The organism is Ensifer sp. ENS07, assembly GCF_014852185.1.
Classification (GTDB): domain Bacteria; phylum Pseudomonadota; class Alphaproteobacteria; order Rhizobiales; family Rhizobiaceae; genus Ensifer; species Ensifer adhaerens.
In genome coordinates this window covers 23453-44220 of record NZ_JACVBE010000014.1, presented here as the reverse complement: position 1 = coordinate 44220, position 20768 = coordinate 23453, and the positions used below count along the sequence as shown (strand labels likewise).

The window sequence follows — 20768 nt, the reverse complement described above, 5'->3', positions numbered from 1 at the left end:
TTCAATGTCCTTGGTCTTGGGAGGTCTGAAGCCAGGTGCGAGCTTCGCCGTCGATCATCGCCACACGGCCGCCGTCGTCGGAATCCATGTAGATGCCGAAGCGGCCGGCTTGCCGCTCGCGCACGTAGCGGCGCAACATGGATCGCAGTTCGTGCGTCGCGATCGCATCATCAGGAAGATCGTGGAGCGGGAAGAAGCGCAGATCGGATGGCAGGCTCGTGCCGGCGCCGCCCTCACCCGCCAGCCGTGCGCGATAGACCAGGTAGCCCGGGTCGCTGTCGGCGACATCGAAGACGGAGTAAAGGAAGGTCTCGTCCGGGACGAGGCTGAGCGCGTCGCCACCGTCGATGACGAGCTGGCTGTCGGCTTTGCGGCGCCGTGCTGACGGCAGAACCCAGCCGCCCTTGCCATCCGAACGCAGCAGCAAGCCTTCACCGGCCTCGATCAGATAGCCGATGATCATCCCATGCGACGCAAGCCAGCCGTTTGGCAGCGGGTCCTTCACACTGGCATAGCGGCCGCGGCAAAAGCCGAGCGGTGCGGTGGGACTGGTGCCGAATGCGCGAACCTGGCCGATCAGGATTGCATGGTCGCCGGCGTCCACGGTGTTGTAAGTCGTGCAATCGAACCAGGTCAGGCTGTCAGTCAGGACCGGCGCGCCCGTATGGATATGATCGTGGGTCACCGACTGGAATTTGTCGGGGGATTTCGAGGCAAAGTTTCCCGAGACGTCGACCTGTCCTTCATGGAGGATATTGACCGCAAAACATCCCGCATTCGTGAAGGCAGGATAGCTCGACGCGGATTTCGCGACGCAGACCAATAGCAGCGGCGGATCGAGCGAAACCGACGTGAAGGAATTCGCCGTCATTCCACGCGGCGTGCCGTCTTCGTCGCGGGTGGTGATGACGGTGACACCGGTTACAAACGTGCCGAAGGCGCGACGAAGCGCAATCGGATCAATCGGCACGTCCGTCGATGCTGCTGTCTCAACCATGCGCTTCTCGCCTCCTCACCATCAAGTTGGTTGGAGGCTAACGCCGTGATGGCGACCATGCTTCCATGGCTTCAAAGGAGGAGCGAAGGAACTTCTCCATCGATCCCGAGGAGACGATCAAGGGCGCAGAAGATCGGTGGCGACGAGGTCACAAGGCGATACTTGGCCGATGAAGATAAGCTAACTGCTGGCGGTAGAGCGGTTGTCGATGACGCCGTGCAGGCGGATCGCGAGCTCGACGGCAAAGCGCTTTTCCGGCGTCTCGACATCGACGCCGAACAGTTCCTGGATGCGCGCCAGCCGATAGCGCAGCGTCGTCACATGCAGGCCCATAGCATCGGCACAGGCCTGATTGCGGCAACCTTCCTGCAGATACACCGACAGGGTTTCGAGGTAAGGAGTACCGTTGTCCCGGTCGTGATCGGCAATGGCGCCCACGCTCTCCTGCACGAAGCCGCGCACGTCGCCCGCCTCGCAGGCGGCGACCAGCATCGGCAGCGGGCCGAAATCCTGGGCGGAGACCGCCCCGGTCAGGCCGAATGAACGCCCGATGCGGATCATCCGGGCGCAGCGCTCCCAGGCTGGCGGATAGTCCGAAAGGGCCGCACACCGATTGCTGGCGACGACGATAGGTGCCTCGTCGAAATAGCGGCCGAGTTCCTCGGCGATACGCCGCGCGAGCTTTGTCGTGCGCTCTTGCCGCTTACCCGTATCATGAGGGACGAGGCAGACGACGCCGCCCTCGACCGCGATCAGGTTTGCCTGAACGGATGCCTGCTGCATGACACGCGAGAGCGTGTGCTCCACATCGACAGAAGCGCCGCCAAATGCCTTCGTCTTGTCCGGAAAATCGACGACGATCATCTGCTGAGGCGTTGAGAAGCTGAGCCCGAGCCGTTGAGCCCGCTGGGCGACATCACCGGCATTACGCCACCGCGCCTCCACGATCTCGAAAAAGAGTTCGGTCTGCGTCCGCGTCTCGAAGCGAAACCGGATGAAGCTTCGCATCATCTGCACGCTCAATGCAAACTTGGCGCTGTCGAGCATCAGGAGATCGAGATCGCTGAATTCGCGGGTCGTCGGGAAAATGATGAGCGCCCCAACCAGTTGATTGTCGACCATCAGCGCTTCGATGCGGGCCGTTATTTTGAAACGTTGCGTGCCGTCGTCGAGGTAGAGGCTCACGGCGTCGGCCGTCCCGCGCTCGACGGCATCACGAGCCGCCTTCATCAGCGGCCGGCTAAGAACGGTAGCGGCCGCCTGCTGCCAACCAGCCTCGTCGTAAAGCGCGTTCGGCGACCGGCCAGCAACGACCTGATTGGCCGTGAAATCAACGACGACGGCCGGGTTCGGCAACATCTTCCCAACCATGCTGGAAAGTGATGCGACCGACCCGTCGCTCAACACATGTTCGAGCAGCGACGTATGCGCCTCCAGCGCGCGTTCCAGCCGCTGGGCGGATCGCTTCTCGGCTTCGAGACGGTGTTCCCGTTGGACGGCGATGGCGCCGAGGTGGATGATCGTGCCGAGAAAAGCAAGGTCGTCCTCCGACACTTCAGTCACCTCGCGGGCGATGACGCTGAGCACCATCGGGCGGCCCTCAGCATCCCTGCAGTTCATCGGCATGACGAGCACCGTTCGATAGTCGCGCTCGAAGGCCTCTTTTCTGTAGCCCGGAAACTCGCCCGACGCACGCGCGTCCCTGATATAGACGGGCTCATTGCGCTGCAAGGCGATCAGGGAGGGGCTGGTCGCCAGCTCCCACTTGTCGGGCAGCTGCCGCTCGATCAGCGTTGGATCATGGCGCACGATGACATAGGCATACCCATGCGCAGCGTCGATCCCCATGATTGAGCCTAGGGCCCAGTTCGCATGGCGGCATGCAGCGGCGATGAGCTGCTGCAATGCCGTCTGAAGATCGCTACCGCTGTTAATCTGGCTCGCGATGTCGCGGAGCGACAATATCCGGGACTTCTGATCCAACTGCCTCGCCTCTTGATTTCTATCAATCAACATGCGCGCCGGTAGTGGACAAGTCTACTTCGTTTCGATGGATATCTTCGGCCAAACTTTCTATGAAAGGTAGTATCTTCAACGCCGAGTTCGAGGTCATCGAACTGGCGATGACCTCGAAGCCGCTATCCCATTCAGGCTTCAGTCAACGCCGGCTTTTTCGAGCACTGAGATCGCCAGAACCTTCGCCCCCGTCTTGATGGAAATCTCCGGGGCCGGAGCGAAAAATGGCGAATGATTGGAGGGAACGGGCCTGTTCTCTTGGCTGGCTTTTTCAATCTGTTCGGGTGAGGTCCCGCCAACCCAATAGAAAATGGAAGGCACGCCTGCTTCTATGAACTCGGGATAGGTCTCGACGCCCAACGTCGGCTGGACCGCGGTCGGGACGTAGACGACGCCGTCAAAGGACGCATCCAATGCCGGCCTGACGTCGCCGATCAGCTCTGACGAGTTCGTGCCGGCCACAGCGCCGCCGCCGATGCGCAGCAGTTCGGGTTCCGGCGCCATGGCCGATTGCGCCGTCGTCTTGGCGACGCGCTGCATCGCCTCCAGCAGCAGCTTGCGCGTCTCCGGCGTGGTCGAACGCATGGTCAACTTCAGCTTGGCCTGATCGGGGATGATGTTGCCCGCAGTCCCCGCCTGAAAACTTCCGACCGTAATCACGCCCGGTTCGCGCGGATCCTTCTCACGGCTCACAACAGCCTGGATATCGGTGACGAAACGGGCCCCCTGGACGATCGGATCGATCGAGAGATGCGGAGCGCTGCCATGCGCCCCGCGACCCTTGAAGGTCAAGTCGAACGTATCGGAGTTTCCGCTGAAGGCACCGTCCTTCACGGTTATTTTGCCGGCGGGATCACCGTTCACGTGCATGGCGAAGCCGAAATCTGGCTTCGGAAACGTCTCGAACAGCCCGGCCTTGAGCATGGCCGTTGCGCCGCCGCCGATTTCTTCGGCCGGCTCACCGACGAGGAGCAGCGTTCCATGCCAATCATCCTTCATCTCGACCAGCAATTGGGCCGCCCCAAGCCATGACGCCATATGGATATCATGGCCGCAGCTATGGGCGACAAAGACCTTTGCCGTCTCATCTGTGTTTCCAGGCCATTGGGTTGCCGGCACCTGTACGCGGCTGGCGTAATCGAGCCCGGTCTTTTCCTCCATCGGCAGCGCATCGAGTTCGGTTCGCAGCATGATCGTCGGGCCGTCGCCATTCCTAAAGACACCGACGAGAGCGGTACCCACACCGAAGCCGACGGTCACCTCGAAGCCAAGCTTCTCCAATTCTGCTGCCAGACGCTTTGCCGTCCGTGTCTCATGAAAGCCGAGTTCGGGATTGGCATGGAGTTCCTTGTAGACCTGCTCGAGTTCCGGATACTTCTGGTCGATGAGCCTATCGAGCCGTGCGCTCGCAGCGTAAGCTGTGCCCGCGGAAAGCTGCAGGACAAGCATCAAAGCGGTCGTGTTCGCCGGTAACGTCTTCATTTGGTTCCCTTCCATCTGGTGGTCGCCTGTTGGCGGAGCCATGTTGGGCGGGCGCAGAGACGGGCGCATTCTCACGGACGGAGGAAGACCGATGCCATTTTTTCTCCACTCGGAGCTAAAGGCAAACTTCCTCCAAAAATAAGATGATCTAGATTTCGCTCATTGAGCGGAGTCGTTCAACGCAGGGATCTCCTTGTTTTTGCAGGAACGACCGGTGCCCACTTCCTCGAAACAGAGGAAGAAATGCCCAGGCGAGCCGGTAAGTTGCCGCAAGTTTCCACTATCAGCGGCGTCCCCATGACACTCGGCATCCGAAAAATTTGCACCTTCCTGGAAGAAACCCTTATCGAAGGCGGCAAGATAGCGCCGCGTCCGGTCAACATCGCATTGGTGGCTGCAGTGATCCAGAACCCCTGGGCAGGGCGAGGCTTTGTCGAAGATCTGCGGCCGGAAATCATTCGCATCGCCGGTGAACTCAGCCAGGAGATGACGGACCGGCTGCTCCGCCAGATGCCTGCGGATAAGGTCGAGGCTTGCGGCAAGGCCGCGGCTGTCGGCATCGCCGGTGAGATCGAACATGCCTCGGCGATGATCCACACGCTGCGCTTCGGCAACCCCTTCCGCGAAGCGATCGGCGGCACGAACTACCTCGAATTTGCCAACACTCGTAATGCGCCGGGCGCTCTGTTGTCGCTGCCGATGATGCACAAGAGTGAGAACGGCAAACGATCGCATTTCCTTACCGCCAACTTCCAGATCGCCGACGCCCCCGGCCCCGACGAGATCATCGTTGCCATCGGCGCTGCCGATAGCGGTCGCGCGCACGCGCGCATCGCCGACCGTTTTCAAGACATCGCGGAAATGGAAGCAGAAAAGGCGGCATTGCTCAGAAGCGCTTGACGCAGACCAGCGCGCGATACCGCCTCAGGAGTTTGCCATGAGACTTGACGCGATCGACCTACGTATCCTCGACGCCATCCAACGGGATGGCCGCATCACCAAGCTTGCGCTCGCAGAAAAGGCGGGCCTTTCTGCCACGCCCTGCTGGATGCGGCTACGCAAATTGGAAAAGGCCGGCATCATCAGCGGATATCACGCGCGCCTATCTCTTCGACGAGTAGCCCCCGTCGCAAGCGCCATGGTCGAGTTGACACTTGCCAGCCACCGCCAAGTCGACTTCGACAGATTCGAGCGGGTTGTTCGCGACATTCCGGAAATCGTCTGCTGCTGGTCAGTCGGCGGTGGCGTTGACTATATCCTGAAGATCGTCGCTGCCGACATCGACGCCTACCAGCGCCTGATCGACACGCTTCTCGACAGCGAACTCGGAATCGCCCGCTACTTCACCTACGTCGTCACGAGGACCGTCAAGGAAGACCCAGTTGTGCCAGTGTCGCTTCTCGTGGCGAATTGACTTCGCCTTTGCGCCGGCGCGTTCACCTTTTCGGAGCAAGTCGTTTCCTGCACCTCGCTCGAGGCCATCTTTTCTTGCTGAGATCCCGGAACGATTTCACGATGCGGGCGTTTCCACGTTGTCTTGATCCTGTTTCCCCAATCAGGGTCAGGCACAAGGCTTCACCAATGTCCCCCAGTGAAGTCTCCTCGATAAGAGCCTCTGGCCTCGTCGTGCCCCCGACGGGGCCATACTTTTTAAGACAGCTCTTTTGCCGGAAAGCGCTCTGATGGGGGCGAGTGCGGCTTCAAGGATTTCCGACGAAAATTGCAGAAAACGCGCTTAGAAACGTGGGGTGCGGGAAAATGTTCCACCATGGGACTTCAGTCCGATAACCCCTTCGCAATGGTCCTAATACCGTAGCTGCGCGACGCTAGCCGCCCTAGATTTTGTTTTAGCCCATGGCCAGCTCCCCTGCGCGCTGCGGGCGAACAACGACACCAGGGCGACCTATCGTCCCTTCGGTTCGCCTTGGTGTCGCTGATGATCGAAGGAACTCAAGATGTACGAACAATACCGCTATAACCAACCAGAGCGAAGATTCTCGACCGGGCTTCCTATCGGAGTGATGCTGCTGGCGATTGTCGCCATCGGCGGCTACCTTTTCGTGGGCAGCGCGCTCTCGAACGCCCCTGGCCAACAAGTCACCGCTGTCCTTCCAACGCCGGTCGCCCCCTCGAACTAGGCGCTAGCGAAAACGGGGGACCGGCCATGAGACTTATGCACCTGGGACGAGCCCGCCTGGAGATGGCTTTACCGCGCCATCGCCCCCAGTTGCGCCTGGCGAGAGACCCTGGTCTGCTCGATCTCTTCGAGGCTTACGCGCTGGCCGCCTCGGCTCTCGACGATCTTTTGCAGGAGTACCCGGCTCGCATCCAGCTGATCACCGAATATCAACAGATCTGCGCCGACTTGCAGACAGAGGTCGTCGTCCTGCTCACGCTCACGGATGAGCGACTGTTTCCATGATCGACCGCGGCCCAAGCCCATGCCGCTACGAAGGGACAGGGTTTGCCCTGTCGCACCGGGCGATCGAACCCTGACAAAACGAACACAGCGGAGGGGGTCTAACCATGACCGAACGACGCCAGATGGACGCAAGCGAAATACCGGCATTCGTTTTCGATGTCATTGAAGCAGGCTGCGACATTTGCGCTGTCGGCCATGACAGTTACGTCATTGGCGAAATTGACGAGCAGATCCAAGCGAGCAGAACCCTTGATCGAGTACTAGAGAAATACGGAAACCGCGACCGTGTGAGATGGCAAATCGTTGCCTATCTCTGGTCAATCGGCCGCTTCGTGGAGCTTACGTCGGAGGCCATACGGCACTGATTGCGCGTCGAGCCACCGAGGTTGCCGGCATGTCCCAATGAAAGCATGTTTCGCCGCGGTCCGACCACAGCGCGAGGATTCCGAGATGCCGAAGCCATGGCCGGGGCCTCACTGCAGCGCGAGCGCGACGCACGGAAGAAGCGAAGCCGCAAGCAGTTGCAGGAGGAGCTTCCGAAGGAAGTCACCATCCGGATCGCGCCTGAACACCGCCTGGTCGGCGGGATGCTCGCCACCATTCTGGACGTCACAGGCCGGAACACGGTCAAAGCTGTGGTCGATATGCTCGGCGGCCTCCTTCACGTCGATCTTCCGCTTGAACTCTGCATTCATTGGGTGATTTGCAGGCTGTCCTGATCGCGGATCTTGATTGGAGGGACACTCGCCGGGCCTTAGGGAGGATGTCACCGCCTCCCGCCGTAGCCGCACATTGCCAAAATTCAGGGCGGCCGGAGCCGCCCTTTCTCATTTCGTTATTGCGTGGTTTTTCCGTCAGTCTTCGCGGCTCCCTTGGACGAGGGGGCGTCCCTGCTCGTTGCGGTAAGGCCTCGCGCCCCCCCGGCGGCTAATTCAATCTCGCCGGTTTTAGCGATGGGCTTCTTTTCGACTGGCGTCGACGGGACATAGGCGTTGACGGTCGTCGCAAAAGCGAGCGACGCCAGGACGGCTATAGCGATCTTCATTGGTGGTTTCCTAGGTTCGAACCTCCCGCCAAGGATCGCGGGAGACATTGCGTAGGACGATTGCCGAGCGGGCGATATACGGCAGGTGTCGTATATCGACGGCGCGACGGCCTGAGAATCCGACGTGAGGTTACGAAGGCGTTTACGGCAAGACCACCCATCAATTCGCCGTCGGTGCCCAGGGTGGTCGCTTCTAGGCAAAGGCCCTAGTTGCTTGGGACAGTCACAGGCAAATCTCGCGGCGCCGTCTCTACCCCCGGTTCAAACATCAGAATGCTCAATACAAGGGCAACGAGAATGCAGATGAGCAAGAGAAAGAAGACGCCGGCTTTGTCCATGGCCCACTTCAGCCCTCGAATGTGGGCATAAGGAGGCAGATCGCGCACCACCCAAGGACCGCCGTCTATGCGCAGGTGATTACCCTCAAAATCTGCTGATCCATAGGGGTTATAGATGCTCTTTCGTATTCTCGGTGTTCTCGGATCGTTCGCAGAGCATTAGAAATTAAACTTTCAGTAGAATGTCAGGGTTTTCGTCGGAGTAGAGTTGCCCGGTAGTTGCCGCCAACTCACTTCCTCTTTTCGGGAAGGCAGATTTGAGAGCGATCACGAACCTGTAGATTACCCCAATCCAATCGTGCCCCTGCGGCAACGGCTGGCCATAAGAGTACGGCGGTTTTTTGTGGGTTCAGCCGGTCCCTCGTTGTCGTTCTCAGCCATTCGCATCTCCGGACATTAATTGACGTACAAGCCGTATCCGTCAGGTAATCTCTTAGCACCACTTGCCGACAACCGGTTCTTGCGCGAGATGCTTCTCTTCGAATGACGAACCCAACGGATGCTGTCAATTGCTTCGCACCGACAAGAGTTCCGCTGTCGCGTGAATGAGCCGTTGGAGCAATTGTTCAACTCGCTGGGAACAGGCGCTATGAAAGTTCGTTATCTGGGTGAGACAGAGGAGTCTTTCATGTCCGGTTTCGCAGACCTGCCTCCCCTCCCTGCCGGCCGAGCCGCCGCAATTGAGACTATTTTGCGCGACTGGCTTGTCGCATATAGGTACATGGCCGACACCCCGGATCCCGCTCCCATTCGGTTAGATTCCGAAGGCGTGAATAGAGAAGAAGTCCAGTATCCAGGTTTTATCAAATAGCACCCTGACGCAAGTTCGCCTCCCGCCGGTCAAAGTCGCGCAATCGAGCCTAGTCCCCGGCGAGCAGGTCCAACTCCGTGGATGCATGCCCCTCACCAGGCGCTATCAAGGCGTTTGCGTACGCGCAAGCGATCGGGCAATGTCGACGATCTCTTTTACGCGAGGCGTCACATCCGGATCGCCCTTCTCGATAAGCGCGCCGATCTCATCAAGCACTCTGCAGAGCCCGAACGAGCGAACAGGCTTCCCACTCATGATTGACGGGCAGACTTGACTTCCTACCGACGACGTCGCCACATCTCCATCGCTGGCAAACTTGCCTTGGTCGGCCTCGTGCAATGTAGCTCTGATATTGTTGATGTCTCGACCGCGAGTGGTATGGCTGTCATATTTCGCGCGTCGGACAAATGCTTTCGATCCGGAGAGAGGAAATAGACTTATGGCAGATGAGGTCAAATTGGACGACAACCCGGTTACTGCGACCGCTCCGGCGGAAGTGGCCGCGCCTAAGAAGCGCGGGCCACGAGCAAAAAAAGCGGACGCTGCCACGGCAGAGTCAAGCCCCGCACCGAGCGCCAGGAAAGCCCGGAAGAGCAAGGAAACTTCGGCCGAGGCGAAAACTGCAAGTCAACCGAAGCGCACCGCAAGGGCAAACGCCGCAAAGAAGAACGACGACAAGAGGCCGGCAGCGGCATCTCAAGCACATGACGAGATCGCGGATCTTCTTCAGCTTGAGAAAGAGAATTCGCGGCTTCGCAGGGAGCTCGGCGATAAGTTGCGGGCGGAGAATGCTGAGTTGCGCAAGCGGCTCGGACTCAGCTGAGTGTTAATGAAAGACCGGTCGTCTACGCGATCGGTCTTCGTCAAAGCATCCTTCGGAGATGGCCTGGCGCAATCCTGGATGACGAGATATCATGAAATCACCTTGGAAGTTCTTACTTGATCTGACCTCAAGAGGCAGAGCTGTCGAGCCCCGGGAATCTATATCGGAGCCCGTGAGCGAAAGCTCGGATGCGCCCTCGGCAGGAATGGAACCTCCTGCTGTTACTCAAACGACGGATGCGGTCACAAACGCAGCCGGCACGGGGCCGAGCGAAGTCGAAAACAATGTCGTCGGGGCCGGCGGAACAAATGCGGTTGATTTCGAGGCCGCCAGCCACAGCACAAACCCTATGGCCGAGCAGGTGCCCGAGCAGGCGGGTCGACCCGCACGCAAACCACCTGGACGGCGAACAAGAGACAAGAGATCAAGCACTTCCGTTGCGGTGGATCCTCGGGTCGAGTATGGCTCACCGAGCTTCCATGCTCCCAAGCGGCCGATCTCGTTAGCCGATGACGTTGCCGCACTGGACGAGGAAATAAGAATGCTAAGGCATCAGCTTACGGAGAAGCTGGCGCTACAGAACGCCCAACTCAAGAAGATGCTAGAGCGATTTTGACGCTTCACGCGCTGAACCCGCTCCGGACCCTGGATATCGATGAAGCCACAACAGCGAAAGTTCATTGTCGAAGTGAAGTCGGCGCGCCGACGTTCGACAGGCCGACCAGCCTCTATTTGGGGCGACACCGATCTGAAGGCACTTGTGCGTGAGGCCGAGGCCGAAGTCCCACATCTGTTCCTGGCTGAAGCTCGAATTGGTGACCAGCTGCCACCGGAGGTTACGGAGCCGCTCAATTCAGCGGCTGCGACGATCGATGATGTCGCAACAGTCGCTAGTCAACCAGAAGTGCCAGAAGGGAATGTCGTCCCAAAGACAAGCTCGGCAGATGCTTCAGTCAACGCTGCCTTCCCGGCAAAGCCGTCCAAGCGTTCGAAGCGTCCTCATTCGACGGGTTTGGTGCGGCGCGCGCCAACAAAGTCAAAGCACGTTGACGTTGCATTCACTGTTGACGAGCTGGCGTCGCTCCAGGAAGCAAACCTCAGGCTGAAAGAACGTCTGGCTCGGAAGCTCCGACAGGAGAATGAGATACTTCAAAGTATGCTGGATCGGTTCGAGGCACATTAAATTAGAGCCGGATCGCCCCCATCTTGGTTCCGCTTTAAGGAGCGTAGCGATCGGCATCTTGCGTCGGTCTAACGGCTTCCTATCTCTGTGGAGTCCTCGACATGGAGCCCCGAGATGAATCGACAGACAACCCGCGCCAGTTCTGACCGACAGATGGAAATTCTTCCGCCTGAACGCGAGCCACAGAACACGTCCGATATCGTAATGTGCCTCTGTTGCCAGCAGAAGCACCTCGCATCGCTAATGGATGTCGACGGTTGCGGGATATGCGAGGAATGCCTCGCGCCTTGACGACTCTTTAATCCTGAACTCTAAGCGGCGACCTTCTGTGTAGGTGTCCTGGGAGGCAGGCGGCAGTTCGGCACCTCTAGAACCGGCCCAGCGCATGCCGCCCCCTTTTGGCGCGCCGGTGTAGTGCCTCCAGTCGGCGGGTACTTGCATTCCGCATTTTCGCATCTTGCGCGTTGGGACTGGTCTCCCACCGAGTGAGGCGATGGTCACGGGGGTGCCTCAGGCTTGGGCCGACAAGCTGTTTAGTCAGAAGATCGCTGACGCTCAGACAGAAATTTGCGCATCGAAACCGCTATCTCGTCGCGGCTGTGCGAGGATTGTATGAAAGGCCCTATTGGACGTGGCCTGTCAGACGGGCGCCGACCAGCAGACTGCTGCAACTCGGATGTTGCTGCACGCCAATGGAAGGGTGACGGCTTGCGAAAGGTCCAAAAGCTGAGGGCGCCGATACACCCTCAACAACCAGTTCTGCGGAAGTGGCCGGTGGGAAGCTATGCATTCCTACTGCTGCTTGGAGAGCGCGTCGATCAACTCTATCTGAGAACGAACGCCTCTTTGATACTCGTTGATGAGGATTCTCGCTTCCGCTGTGGCCTCTTTTCGGCTGATGTTTTGATGACGGCACCATGCGTCAAGCACGCTCCGGAGCAGCCCAACGTCGTTCGGTGCGATGCTCGAATTCTCCAGGTTCATTTGTTGCTCTCCCAAGACGACAAATTTGCCCCGACTGACGCCGCCCCCGGCATCAAGGCGATGATACTCATTGAGCAGCCGTTAGGAAGTAAACGATTGGTGAGAAGCGAAACTGGAATTCAGGGGCATCAGATTACCGGTTTTCCAGCCAGTCGATTTCCTGTGGCTGAGCAGTACTGCACGTGCCCGCATGCGTTGGCTGTACCGCCATACCGAGGCCTGGGTGCGTGCGTGAGGTCCCTGCTGACAAGGCCAGATCCAAATTGAACGACGTTGACCATTGATCCTGAAGTGGTCAACGCCGCGCCTTGGAACCACAGATGGGCGCCGGCTAGAAGCAGCCAGGAAACCTGGCGAACTCATCACCCACGAGCACCAAACGGCGAAGAAAGCAGAGCGTTGAAGGGAAGAACTGACCCAGGAGCTATTGTTTCTCAAGAGGTTCAAAAAATGCCACAAAGATGGCAGGCGCAAGCGGTAAGGCATGGCCAATAGACGCAAGCGCACACTGGAGGTTGGCTTTTACATGACGGTCGCAACCCAAGATCTGAAGGTGTTGGCGGTATGTATTGGCAAACCGGAGGCAAGACCCGGCAAGAAGACGAAAACCGGGATCAACAAGCGCTCCACCAGCGAAACGGTCTCCATTGGATTGAAGGGTCTTGCAGACGACGCCGTTTGCAATCGAAAACATCATGGAGGTCCGGAACAGGCGGTCTACGTTGAGGGGAACCTGAGCCGGCTTTGGTGGCAAAAGACGCTCAACAAGCCTGTCAATCACGGGCTATTCGGCGAAAATCTCTGTATTGCAGGTTTGGACAACCAGATCGTGTCGGTCGGTGACCGTTTCCTGTCCGGCGATCTCGTGATGGAAGTAACAGCACCTCGAATGCCGTGCCGGGTTCTTGGCGATAGAATGGGAGATCATGCCTTTCTCAAACTATACAAAAAGGCTGCTCGACCGGGCTTTTACTGCCGTGTTATTCATCCCGGTCACATCACCGCAGGAACGCTCGTGCGGTACGTACCGTATGCCGGACAGCGCATCTCGATGCCGGAAATAGCAAGCCACTATGGCAAGAGGGCGAGCCCAGAACTAATTGCCCGCTATCAGTCTGTGCCGGTACACGCCAAGCTGCGCGCTTTTCTTTCGAACGGCCTGATAAAGTTTTAGCGCGGCACTTACAGTCAGGAACGAACCGCATATTCGCATCAGTTTACGACGCGCTGGATTTTCTGGAACATGAATGGCCGATAAAAGGCACGGACAGGGCTATGAACGAGCCGTGACGGCATGCCGGGGGGCGCTGAACCGTTCGGTTCCCTCTGCAGTCGCGCGCGAGGCCTTCATTGGTGCGTGCATAGAGGCTAACATGCACACGTCAGCGGTCGCTGCCCAATCCAAGAGTATCTTGGCCTCGCGGAGCGCTTCTGGGGAACTGTTGAACGCTGAGATCAGACCTCGCCCGCGGACAGATAGAACATAGGCTTCCAAGCTCTTCGGACGTTTTGCGTGAAGGTGGTTGCGCCAGGCGTCCAACGAGGGCCTCGACAATCTTGTCTGTGACTTCGTCCTGGAGACCGAAATTGAAACATTAGCCGATGCCAATAGCTTGGCTTGCTCCGGCTGTGCTGGGGCGCGCCGGCATTACTTGCAAGGGAGGTTGGGACGTGGGAGGGTTGGTTCGAGCGTCCTAGACACTTGATCGTCGCCGCAGGAGGCTCAGCGTCGCGCCGGTGGCAAGCTGGGAATCCGGACAAGCGACGATTAGGGTTGGCTCTCCCGCAACCACACGCCAATGGCCCTTACTCAACCTTTTTCCCGCGGTGCCAGGGCTTCGTTTCTCGGTGACTTGAAATTTGTCATAACTTTCAACGTTGCGAACGTGACGATCGATAGAACGATGGCGGTATCGTAGGATCCGAGCCCCACGGCGACGCCGATTGCGCCAGTCGCCCAGATGCTCGCCGCCGTGGCGGTCCCGCGAGTGCCGAGCTTGCCGACAAGGATTGCGCCGCCACCGATGAAACCGACACCGTTGATCAGACCTTCAACCACGCGCGCGGTGGCCTCGGCGTTGCCAAGTGTGACCGTCTCTGCAGCCTGTATAAACCCACATGCGGCGATGGCGACCAACGGAAATGTGCGAAGACCAGCGCTTCGTTCGTTTTGTTCGCGATCCCAGCCGATCGGCAGAGCAAGGATGTAGGCCACCATCAAAGCTGCCAGATGCGGAAAAATGTCGAGTTTCACACCAACAGATAAAAGCCAATCCGTCACACGTACTTCCCCTTAAATGTCGCAGCCGATCAATTGAAGCGCCGACGAGAATGGCCTGCGCAACGGCTGTTTTCGCCAGGTCTCGACCTGAGGTTCAATTGCCGTGGCGGCGGATAACGCCAGCAGCGCGTCTGGAATTATGAGGCGATCAGCGGAAAGACGTTTTCCTGCCCCGTTGAAAAGATGAGCGATCGCGCCAAGCCGCCGCATCACCGATTTCATGAGGTAATGTCAGGCGGCAAAGATGGCAGGCCACGTCGGCCCGCCAATATCTACATCCGCACTTTGGCGTTTTCGCCCATGTCCGGTTTGGCGCTGGTGACGGCTGCCGCTACCATCTTGATGTAGCTGATCACAGTGCCGGGACTGTCCCAGTATTCTGCCGAGCTTGGCGTAACTTTGAGAATGCGAATGGAGGGATCGTCGGGGCTGTCCCACCATGCCTTGGCAGGAGTCGACCAGAGATCCCGAATCTTCTCGCGGTCATTCTGTACCTCGGCGACGCCCGAAATCGACACATACTTTTGCTTCTTTGTGTCGGCGAAAGCCAGGCAGACATTTGGATGGCGCGCGACCTCGTCATCTTTGTGGCTCTTGACGTCGGTCAAGAAATACAGGGCGTTCTCAACCCGCTCGATGTAGGCCGACATTGGCCTGGCCTTAAGGTCCGCGCCGGATTGAGTGGTGAGCATGCAGAACCCGATCTTTTCGGCAAGATCCCAGACCTCGCCGTTGTCGTCCTCGATGTAAGTCATACGCTTTTCTCCTTTGAGCCCAAGAAAACGACGGCTCTGGAATGACAATCCACGCAACCGGCTCACCTTGCCGGAGCGACAACTGCAGAGGTTGCGCCGCGGCCAGCCGCGCCATTTTAACGGGCGCGGCCGCCCCTTGGCGATTAGGCCGCCTTGGATCGCTTCGATGTTTTGTTGATCGACGTCACGGCGAGGTTGGTGAGCTTGTTGTTCGTAGCCTTCTCCTGGTCGAGAATCTCGCTCAGAAGTTTGTGCGCCTCATCATGACCAAGATCCTTGGCCCACTCACGAAGAGAGCCATAGCGCGCGATCTCGTAGTGCTCGACAGCTTGGCAAGCGGCCAGTAGTCCGGCATCGAGAGCTGTTCCTTCGGCCTCTTTCATCAAACCGTCGGCCTCTTTGATCAGCCCTTCGATGGCGTCGCATTTTTCACCAGACGCCGTCTTGCCGATCGACTTGAAAACCTGCTCCAATTTCTTGATTTGGTCTTTGGTTTCCGAGAGGTGTTCTTCGGCCGCTTTTTTCAGTTCAGCGCTGTTGGCTGCCTTAGCAACCTTTGGAAGTGCCTTGGTGATGGCGTTCTCAGCGAAATAGATATCCTGCAGTGTATGCTCGAAAATTTCAGCCAGCGATTTCATGGTTCTCTCCTTGGCAAGTGAATGCAGGAGAGAAAGCACTTTACGGAGGAATCGTTCCACCTCGCTTCTGCCAAACCGTTCCATCCGTACCACCGGCACACTTAATCGCGGCGGGCGGTAAGAGGTCTCGACACCTACAAACTCTTGAAAAGACACACTGGATGGTGAGGACTCCCGCACGACCCTTTCAGAGCGCAAACCGCCGGGATCGTGCACGAGACGATGGGTAGCGCAATTCGCTCAGCTGGTTGGCGGGGTGAATTCATGCCTTCGGGCATCTGTACGAAGTCGGCGTGAAGCGTTCGGTTCTTCGCACCCGCAAAGACCAGAAGACTGAACGCAATAAGCACACCTCAAATCTCCGCAGCATCGGGAACAAGCATGGCTGTGCTCCGTTTTGTTGTGCACACGCTGTAGGTCAACGTATACAAAGAAGACATCGCACGCAGGCCTGGTAGCCGTTGCGTTTTCCTTAGCCATGTCCTTGCCCTTTCCCTTGATCTCGCGAAGCGGGGAGCCTTTCGTTCCTGCTTCCCGAGCTAGGGCGGACGAGAGGGGGTTTGGGGTTAAAGCGCCAGCGCCCGCTGCACGGAGCGCAACGTCGCGAAGGGGGCAGCGCCCCTGGGGCCCCTTCCCTTCATGTCAAATCCTGCGGCTCCAGCCGCACCATCAAGAGATGCACGCGACTGAGGACATTAAGGTTGCGCCAAAGGAACGGAGCTCGAATGCGGTGCTAGCCGGCCGCAACTTCACCCATTTGCGTGATTGCCGGAGCTGAACGCGTTGAATAGGCTCCGCAGCATTGCGGAGACCCTAGAGCCAACGAGGATGATGATGGCAATCGGTACGGTTAAGTTTTTCAATCACGACAAGGGTTACGGTTTCATCTCACCCGAGAACGGTGGAACCGACGTGTTCGTTCATGTCTCCGCGGTCGATGGCACAGGTCCGCTTCGCGATGGTCAAAAGGTCAGCTACGACGTCGGGCAAGACCGAAAGACCGGAAAATCGAGGGCCGAAAACGTCAGGGCAGCCTAAGAGCGCAACCCGCCATCGCAGTCTATCCCTCGTCAGGGCGCGAGACACTCCTCACATATGCAGCAACCGTCTGCATCCATTCGTGAGGCCAGGCGTTCTTTTGACAACAGATGCAAACCGTCGTCGCTTGTGCGTCTCTTGTCGCGCGTGGGCGGAATGATTTCGATCTCGTGATCTGAAACTGCGTTCGTTGACACCGGATCCATCTCGGGGCTCCATGTCGAGGATGGCCACCCAGATAGGAAGGCTCCAGGCGCGTACAAGGTCCTGTCGATCAAGGCTGCCTTGATCTCGGAGGAAAGAACCGAGTACGCCTCAACCGTCTGGCAGGTCAGATTCTTTTGGCTTGGAAAAGCGCACGCCGACACCGCCACCATTTTCCGGGATGAATTCTAACCCAGCAGCTTCGAACGCGATGCGGATCGCCTCCAACGTTGCGGCATACCCCGGACGGCCAGCCTCAATTCGCGTGACGGTCGCCGCCGTAATGCTGGCGCGACTTGCTAAATCACGAACACCCCACTTCAAGGCAGCTCGCGCCATGCGGATTTGATCGGCGGTCAACATTATAACCTTGACATAATCTTTGTATGATTCAAACTCTCTGCGACGGCATAAAACGGCCACACACGGTGCTTGCGACACTTTGCGTGGCCTGACCGCAATTCAAGCTATAGGGAGGTCGAACCGCGGCTGATTCTGAGATTAGCAGAACTTTGCCTGCAATCACGCGTGGAAAAGATAATTCCCAAACCGGCACCGCCGAACGCCTACCACGTCTCATCGACCGTCGAAACCCGGGTCTGGAGCTCGACCTTACGCCGTGGCCTGAGCTACGCAGACTGTTGAAGGATCTCATGCGCATCGATGACATACCGGCCGGCGGCCTTTGCAAGCGCCGCAACGAAAGGCCTGACAGAAGACCGCACTCGATCACACGTCAAAAAAGGTCAGAAACTTCTTGCCAAACGGGCGGCAACCACAGAAGTGCCAAACGACAGGAAACGCCATCATGCGTCACCATCCGCTCTGCCATCGCGGATTTGACGGACGACCTCAGAGTCGCTGCCACAGCATGTGGCAGCGATCTCAAGACAGCGCTTGCGCTCGTCTCTAATGGCTTCAGCGATCATTGTCGTTGGGTCTTTTTGACCGCGCAGCAGATGCTCCGCCGACAATCTCCAGGCGGTAGTGGTTATGTCATCCGAAATCACGATTGGGGCAGGGCTCCGGTTTTCGCAGCGTCGTCCGGCCGCTTGGTAGAAGTCGCAGGTTCGAAAGCCTCGCTGACGGGGCCGGCATAAAGCGGAGTCGCTGCGATAACTTTGATCTCCTTGGCGAGGATCGCCAGCTTTTCAGCAATGTCCTGCAGCTCGCTCGGTGAGCGATCCGTCTCGGAATTCTCATCGTCCTTACGTTCGTCCAAAATCAACCTCTTCGCTTGATCCGGGCAGTATATTTCTACGTTTGCATATAACGCCACAACTTATCGCGTCTATTTTTGATTTCTCACAGCTTGTGGTTATTTGTTGCGCACGACAGGCGTCCGTGAAGGCTCCAGATCGCAGAACATTTCTGCCGGAAATGTGCTGTCTACGCACGTCGCGGCCAAATCACTTCAAGATTTGAAATAAATGACAAACTGAGGGGTTGATGCGTGGACGACACGAACCGACCAAGAGGACAGAATTTCAAACGCTGGCGCAGTTCTATCTCGGTCTCCTGGATGACGGCGGCTACAACAAGCACGATTGCCTTCGTCACCTGATTGATCGGCATACAACGGGCAGGCAAATAGAAATCGGAATGACGGCGGACGCGCGGACCTGATCACAAGGCCCGCACAAGCGCCACGACGTTTCATCAGCAACGATCGGAACCGAGCAATTGCTTCTCTAAAAAGTGGGAGAGTCGGGGGTGAACGGTAGAGAGCGGACGCTGGTTGTTGAGCTCACGGCTGCGGACGCTGCGGACTCAGGCATTTTCACCTGGGATATAACGCAGGATCTCGTCTACGCAGATTCAGCCTTAGCCGAGCTTTTTGGCCTTTTCGCCGAGGAGACCAACCGAGGGCTTCCGCTCAAATCCTACCTTGACCGTGTGCATCCCGGAGACCGGGCATACGTCGCCAAACAAATCACCGACACCATTGTCGGCGCACGAGCCCAACAGTCCGTCTACCGCGTCAGGACGCGGAGCGGCCAGTATGTTTCTGTGATCGCTTTCGGCCGGTGCTTTCGCGATCGCAACGACACACCCGTGCTCTATTCCGGTATGGTGGTTCTTGAAAGCGCGGCCGCCGCAAACAGCAACCGAGCCCACTAGCTTCCCGCTCGGGCGCCGTCCCTTTCGCTCAAAATCGCTTGAACAGCCTTTCGAGCTCGGCATTCTCGGAGCGAAGTCGGTTCACCAGCAACTGCCGAAGACGCGTGTTTTCAGCAGCAAGCGCGGCCAACTCGTCTTCGGAGTGCGGGGTGGTTTCAGCACTCGCCGGTGGTTCTTGATGTTTACCCGTGAACTGCACCCCCCTTCGACCGGACAGTCGGCATAAGCAGAAAGGCTCAAGCACAGGCTTGAGGACAGGCTTATGTCTAACGAGTTGAATTGCTGACGGGTGATGTCCGCCGCAGGCGGTGGACAACGGACAACCGAGCAGATGCTGACAATCATTGAGCAGAGTTTCGAACCAGGCGAGATGGTATCTTCGACGGCTCGCCGCCATGGCGTTGCGCCCAATCTGCTTTACCGGTGGCGCAGGCTCTTGAGTGAGGGAGGTGCTGCCGCCGCGGATTCAGACGAGCCGGTTGTCGGCAAGTCGGAAGTGAAGAAGCTTGAAGACCGCGTCCGCGAGCTGGAGCACATGCTCGGCCGCAAGACGATGGAGGTCGAGATACTCCGCGAAGCACTTTCGAAAGCAGACTCAAAAAACGGATATCGCGGCCGATCTTGTTGCCGACGGACGGTTCGCGCTGAACCAGTGCCGATGCGTTTGGTCTGGCCCGGTTCGCCAGATTGGGTCAGACCGAAGCAGGGAAGAGGCAGTTTCAAAACCAATGCCATTTTGTCATAACACAACAATGTCAAAGCTGAATAGGGCTGCGACTTCGCGAGCCAGTTAGAAATGCGACACTGACCCCGGCTTGCTCTGCCAGTCAGCCCCCGATCCAACCGGCTGGCCCGGGTTGAAAGGGCGGGGCGGGGCCGATTCCCGGCCTATCGTCAGGCGCCGCGAGGCGGCGCCCATCATGGGAGGACAACGCGTCGCGTCGGCGCGTGGCACTTTGCAGGCCTAAAGCCTCAAAAGCCAGGTCTCGACCTTGCCTTTGCCCTTGACCTCGATTGCACCGCGCGCCTCGAAAACAAACTGGCCTTTGAGCTGGTCATACACTGTGCGTGTCACCTGGACTGAATCGGGAACGCCCGCAGACTCCATCCGGCTCCCAAGTTTAACCGTGTCGCCCCCACAGGTCCTAGATATATTTGCTCTTGCCGATGACGCCGGCCACGACTGGGCCGCTGTTGATACCGACTCTCAGCTTCAAGGATGTGTTGTGCTCCAGCGCGTGTTCGCGGCTGATATGGATCATGCGAATGGCCATGCGCACCATGCGCTCGGCGTGATCGGAACAAGGCTCGGGCAGGCCGCAGACCGCCATGTAGGCGTCGCCGACCGCCTTGATCTTCTCTATCCTGAGCTATTGCGCCGCCGCGTCAAAACGAGTGAACAACCCATTGAGCAATCTCACGACATCCTGCGGCTGCATGTTGGACGAAAGCTCGGTGAAGCCTACCAGGTCGGCAAAGGCGACCGTGACGTCGATCGGTAGTTTCGTCACATCGGATAACGGCCGTGGCGACGTTGGAGCGACGGTACGGACCGAATTGTAGAGACGTGGAGAAATCCACTTCCTTTTGAACGGTGTAAATCAGGCGCCCGGTCTTGGGATCGGCCAAC

Annotated in this window: 22 protein-coding genes and 3 pseudogenes; 13 read left to right on the top strand and 12 right to left on the bottom strand. The window is 58.2% G+C overall.

Annotated elements, in window-relative coordinates:
- Position 1: 1 nt before the first annotated feature.
- The 3 genes from IB277_RS30105 to IB277_RS30095 form a co-directional block, all read right to left on the bottom strand.
- Positions 2–997: a flavin reductase gene (locus IB277_RS30105; protein WP_034799936.1), complete on the bottom strand. Its 996-nt coding sequence runs from the start codon at positions 995–997 to the stop codon at positions 2–4.
- Between the two features lie 180 nt (positions 998–1177).
- Positions 1178–2980: a helix-turn-helix domain-containing protein gene (locus tag IB277_RS30100; RefSeq protein WP_060529584.1), complete on the bottom strand. Its 1803-nt coding sequence runs from the start codon at positions 2978–2980 to the stop codon at positions 1178–1180.
- A 171-nt stretch (positions 2981–3151) separates the two neighbouring features.
- Positions 3152–4495: an amidohydrolase gene (locus tag IB277_RS30095; RefSeq protein WP_192372399.1), complete on the bottom strand. Its 1344-nt coding sequence runs from the start codon at positions 4493–4495 to the stop codon at positions 3152–3154.
- Between the two features lie 297 nt (positions 4496–4792).
- Between IB277_RS30095 and IB277_RS30090 the strand changes: the two genes are divergently transcribed.
- The 6 genes from IB277_RS30090 (at position 4793) to IB277_RS30065 (ending at position 7636) form a co-directional block, all read left to right on the top strand.
- The gene (locus tag IB277_RS30090) at positions 4793–5395 is read left to right on the top strand and encodes an amino acid synthesis family protein (protein ID WP_192372397.1); all 603 of its coding nucleotides are present in this window, start codon (positions 4793–4795) and stop codon (positions 5393–5395) included.
- A gap of 37 nt (positions 5396–5432) precedes the next feature.
- Positions 5433–5909 carry an Lrp/AsnC family transcriptional regulator gene (locus tag IB277_RS30085; protein ID WP_060582096.1) on the top strand — a complete coding sequence of 159 codons (477 nt, stop codon included), beginning with the start codon at positions 5433–5435 and terminating at the stop codon, positions 5907–5909.
- A 541-nt stretch (positions 5910–6450) separates the two neighbouring features.
- On the top strand, positions 6451–6633 hold the full coding sequence (locus IB277_RS30080) for a hypothetical protein (RefSeq protein WP_192372395.1): 183 nt from the start codon (positions 6451–6453) through the stop codon (positions 6631–6633).
- Between the two features lie 26 nt (positions 6634–6659).
- Entirely contained in the window at positions 6660–6917 is a 258-nt protein-coding gene (locus IB277_RS30075; protein ID WP_060582097.1) for a hypothetical protein, read from the top strand.
- Between the two features lie 104 nt (positions 6918–7021).
- A complete protein-coding gene (locus IB277_RS30070; protein ID WP_226020835.1) occupies positions 7022–7282 on the top strand; it encodes a hypothetical protein in 261 nt (86 codons plus the stop codon).
- Between the two features lie 96 nt (positions 7283–7378).
- A complete protein-coding gene (locus IB277_RS30065; RefSeq protein WP_210339688.1) occupies positions 7379–7636 on the top strand; it encodes a hypothetical protein in 258 nt (85 codons plus the stop codon).
- A 116-nt stretch (positions 7637–7752) separates the two neighbouring features.
- Here IB277_RS30065 and IB277_RS30060 read toward each other — a convergent pair whose 3' ends face one another.
- Positions 7753–7962, bottom strand: coding sequence for a hypothetical protein (locus tag IB277_RS30060; protein WP_192372391.1), 210 nt, complete (start codon positions 7960–7962; stop codon positions 7753–7755).
- Between the two features lie 1588 nt (positions 7963–9550).
- Between IB277_RS30060 and IB277_RS30055 the strand changes: the two genes are divergently transcribed.
- Positions 9551–9934, top strand: a complete 384-nt coding sequence (locus IB277_RS30055; protein ID WP_192372389.1) for a hypothetical protein — start codon at positions 9551–9553, stop codon at positions 9932–9934.
- A gap of 655 nt (positions 9935–10589) precedes the next feature.
- Positions 10590–11117 carry a hypothetical protein gene (locus IB277_RS30050; protein ID WP_192372387.1) on the top strand — a complete coding sequence of 176 codons (528 nt, stop codon included), beginning with the start codon at positions 10590–10592 and terminating at the stop codon, positions 11115–11117.
- A gap of 792 nt (positions 11118–11909) precedes the next feature.
- Here IB277_RS30050 and IB277_RS30045 read toward each other — a convergent pair.
- A complete protein-coding gene (locus tag IB277_RS30045; RefSeq protein ID WP_192372385.1) occupies positions 11910–12101 on the bottom strand; it encodes a hypothetical protein in 192 nt (63 codons plus the stop codon).
- A 526-nt stretch (positions 12102–12627) separates the two neighbouring features.
- On the opposite strand from IB277_RS30045, the gene IB277_RS30040 reads away from it, so the two are divergent.
- A complete protein-coding gene (locus tag IB277_RS30040; RefSeq protein ID WP_246812853.1) occupies positions 12628–13275 on the top strand; it encodes an MOSC domain-containing protein in 648 nt (215 codons plus the stop codon).
- 26 nt (positions 13276–13301) lie between these two features.
- Positions 13302–13588, top strand: a pseudogene (locus IB277_RS30035) (DUF982 domain-containing protein); the annotation flags it as partial.
- A 323-nt stretch (positions 13589–13911) separates the two neighbouring features.
- Here the strand turns inward: IB277_RS30035 and IB277_RS30030 are convergent.
- The 4 genes from IB277_RS30030 to IB277_RS30015 all read right to left on the bottom strand — a co-directional run bounded on the left by IB277_RS30030 (position 13912) and on the right by IB277_RS30015 (position 15775).
- Positions 13912–14319, bottom strand: coding sequence for an MgtC/SapB family protein (locus IB277_RS30030; protein ID WP_210339694.1), 408 nt, complete (start codon positions 14317–14319; stop codon positions 13912–13914).
- Between the two features lie 75 nt (positions 14320–14394).
- On the bottom strand, positions 14395–14604 hold the full coding sequence (locus tag IB277_RS30025) for a hypothetical protein (protein WP_192372381.1): 210 nt from the start codon (positions 14602–14604) through the stop codon (positions 14395–14397).
- 50 nt (positions 14605–14654) lie between these two features.
- Positions 14655–15137, bottom strand: a complete 483-nt coding sequence (locus IB277_RS30020; protein WP_060519017.1) for a pyridoxamine 5'-phosphate oxidase family protein — start codon at positions 15135–15137, stop codon at positions 14655–14657.
- A 143-nt stretch (positions 15138–15280) separates the two neighbouring features.
- Positions 15281–15775: a ferritin-like domain-containing protein gene (locus IB277_RS30015; RefSeq protein ID WP_034799916.1), complete on the bottom strand. Its 495-nt coding sequence runs from the start codon at positions 15773–15775 to the stop codon at positions 15281–15283.
- A gap of 834 nt (positions 15776–16609) precedes the next feature.
- Between IB277_RS30015 and IB277_RS30010 the strand changes: the two genes are divergently transcribed.
- Positions 16610–16813, top strand: coding sequence for a cold-shock protein (locus tag IB277_RS30010; protein WP_192372481.1), 204 nt, complete (start codon positions 16610–16612; stop codon positions 16811–16813).
- A gap of 315 nt (positions 16814–17128) precedes the next feature.
- Here the strand turns inward: IB277_RS30010 and IB277_RS30005 are convergent, their stop codons facing one another.
- Positions 17129–17356, bottom strand: a complete 228-nt coding sequence (locus IB277_RS30005) for a helix-turn-helix domain-containing protein (protein ID WP_060580853.1) — start codon at positions 17354–17356, stop codon at positions 17129–17131.
- A 667-nt stretch (positions 17357–18023) separates the two neighbouring features.
- Positions 18024–18239: a hypothetical protein gene (locus IB277_RS30000; RefSeq protein ID WP_192372379.1), complete on the bottom strand. Its 216-nt coding sequence runs from the start codon at positions 18237–18239 to the stop codon at positions 18024–18026.
- 491 nt (positions 18240–18730) lie between these two features.
- On the opposite strand from IB277_RS30000, the gene IB277_RS29995 reads away from it, so the two are divergent.
- On the top strand, positions 18731–19138 hold the full coding sequence (locus IB277_RS29995) for a PAS domain-containing protein (RefSeq protein WP_192372378.1): 408 nt from the start codon (positions 18731–18733) through the stop codon (positions 19136–19138).
- A gap of 279 nt (positions 19139–19417) precedes the next feature.
- Positions 19418–19785 (top strand): annotated as a pseudogene (locus tag IB277_RS29990) (transposase); the annotation flags it as partial.
- Between the two features lie 317 nt (positions 19786–20102).
- Here the strand turns inward: IB277_RS29990 and IB277_RS38300 are convergent.
- Positions 20103–20631 (bottom strand): annotated as a pseudogene (locus tag IB277_RS38300) (adenylate/guanylate cyclase domain-containing protein); the annotation flags it as partial.
- Positions 20632–20768 lie beyond the last annotated feature (137 nt).

What these genes read in the sequence shown, in the direction of transcription:
- IB277_RS30105 (WP_034799936.1), bottom strand. Translation starts at nt 997, where the DNA reads ATGGTTGAGACAGCAGCATCGACGGACGTGCCGATTGATCCGATTGCG.
- IB277_RS30095 (WP_192372399.1), bottom strand. Translation starts at nt 4,495, where the DNA reads ATGAAGACGTTACCGGCGAACACGACCGCTTTGATGCTTGTCCTGCAG.
- IB277_RS30090 (WP_192372397.1), top strand. Translation starts at nt 4,793, where the DNA reads ATGACACTCGGCATCCGAAAAATTTGCACCTTCCTGGAAGAAACCCTT.
- IB277_RS30085 (WP_060582096.1), top strand. Translation starts at nt 5,433, where the DNA reads ATGAGACTTGACGCGATCGACCTACGTATCCTCGACGCCATCCAACGG.
- IB277_RS30080 (WP_192372395.1), top strand. Translation starts at nt 6,451, where the DNA reads ATGTACGAACAATACCGCTATAACCAACCAGAGCGAAGATTCTCGACC.
- IB277_RS30075 (WP_060582097.1), top strand. Translation starts at nt 6,660, where the DNA reads ATGAGACTTATGCACCTGGGACGAGCCCGCCTGGAGATGGCTTTACCG.
- IB277_RS30070 (WP_226020835.1), top strand. Translation starts at nt 7,022, where the DNA reads ATGACCGAACGACGCCAGATGGACGCAAGCGAAATACCGGCATTCGTT.
- IB277_RS30065 (WP_210339688.1), top strand. Translation starts at nt 7,379, where the DNA reads ATGGCCGGGGCCTCACTGCAGCGCGAGCGCGACGCACGGAAGAAGCGA.
- IB277_RS30060 (WP_192372391.1), bottom strand. Translation starts at nt 7,962, where the DNA reads ATGAAGATCGCTATAGCCGTCCTGGCGTCGCTCGCTTTTGCGACGACC.
- IB277_RS30055 (WP_192372389.1), top strand. Translation starts at nt 9,551, where the DNA reads ATGGCAGATGAGGTCAAATTGGACGACAACCCGGTTACTGCGACCGCT.
- IB277_RS30050 (WP_192372387.1), top strand. Translation starts at nt 10,590, where the DNA reads ATGAAGCCACAACAGCGAAAGTTCATTGTCGAAGTGAAGTCGGCGCGC.
- IB277_RS30045 (WP_192372385.1), bottom strand. Translation starts at nt 12,101, where the DNA reads ATGAACCTGGAGAATTCGAGCATCGCACCGAACGACGTTGGGCTGCTC.
- IB277_RS30040 (WP_246812853.1), top strand. Translation starts at nt 12,628, where the DNA reads ATGACGGTCGCAACCCAAGATCTGAAGGTGTTGGCGGTATGTATTGGC.
- IB277_RS30030 (WP_210339694.1), bottom strand. Translation starts at nt 14,319, where the DNA reads ATGGTGGCCTACATCCTTGCTCTGCCGATCGGCTGGGATCGCGAACAA.
- IB277_RS30025 (WP_192372381.1), bottom strand. Translation starts at nt 14,604, where the DNA reads ATGAAATCGGTGATGCGGCGGCTTGGCGCGATCGCTCATCTTTTCAAC.
- IB277_RS30020 (WP_060519017.1), bottom strand. Translation starts at nt 15,137, where the DNA reads ATGACTTACATCGAGGACGACAACGGCGAGGTCTGGGATCTTGCCGAA.
- IB277_RS30015 (WP_034799916.1), bottom strand. Translation starts at nt 15,775, where the DNA reads ATGAAATCGCTGGCTGAAATTTTCGAGCATACACTGCAGGATATCTAT.
- IB277_RS30010 (WP_192372481.1), top strand. Translation starts at nt 16,610, where the DNA reads ATGGCAATCGGTACGGTTAAGTTTTTCAATCACGACAAGGGTTACGGT.
- IB277_RS30005 (WP_060580853.1), bottom strand. Translation starts at nt 17,356, where the DNA reads ATGGCGCGAGCTGCCTTGAAGTGGGGTGTTCGTGATTTAGCAAGTCGC.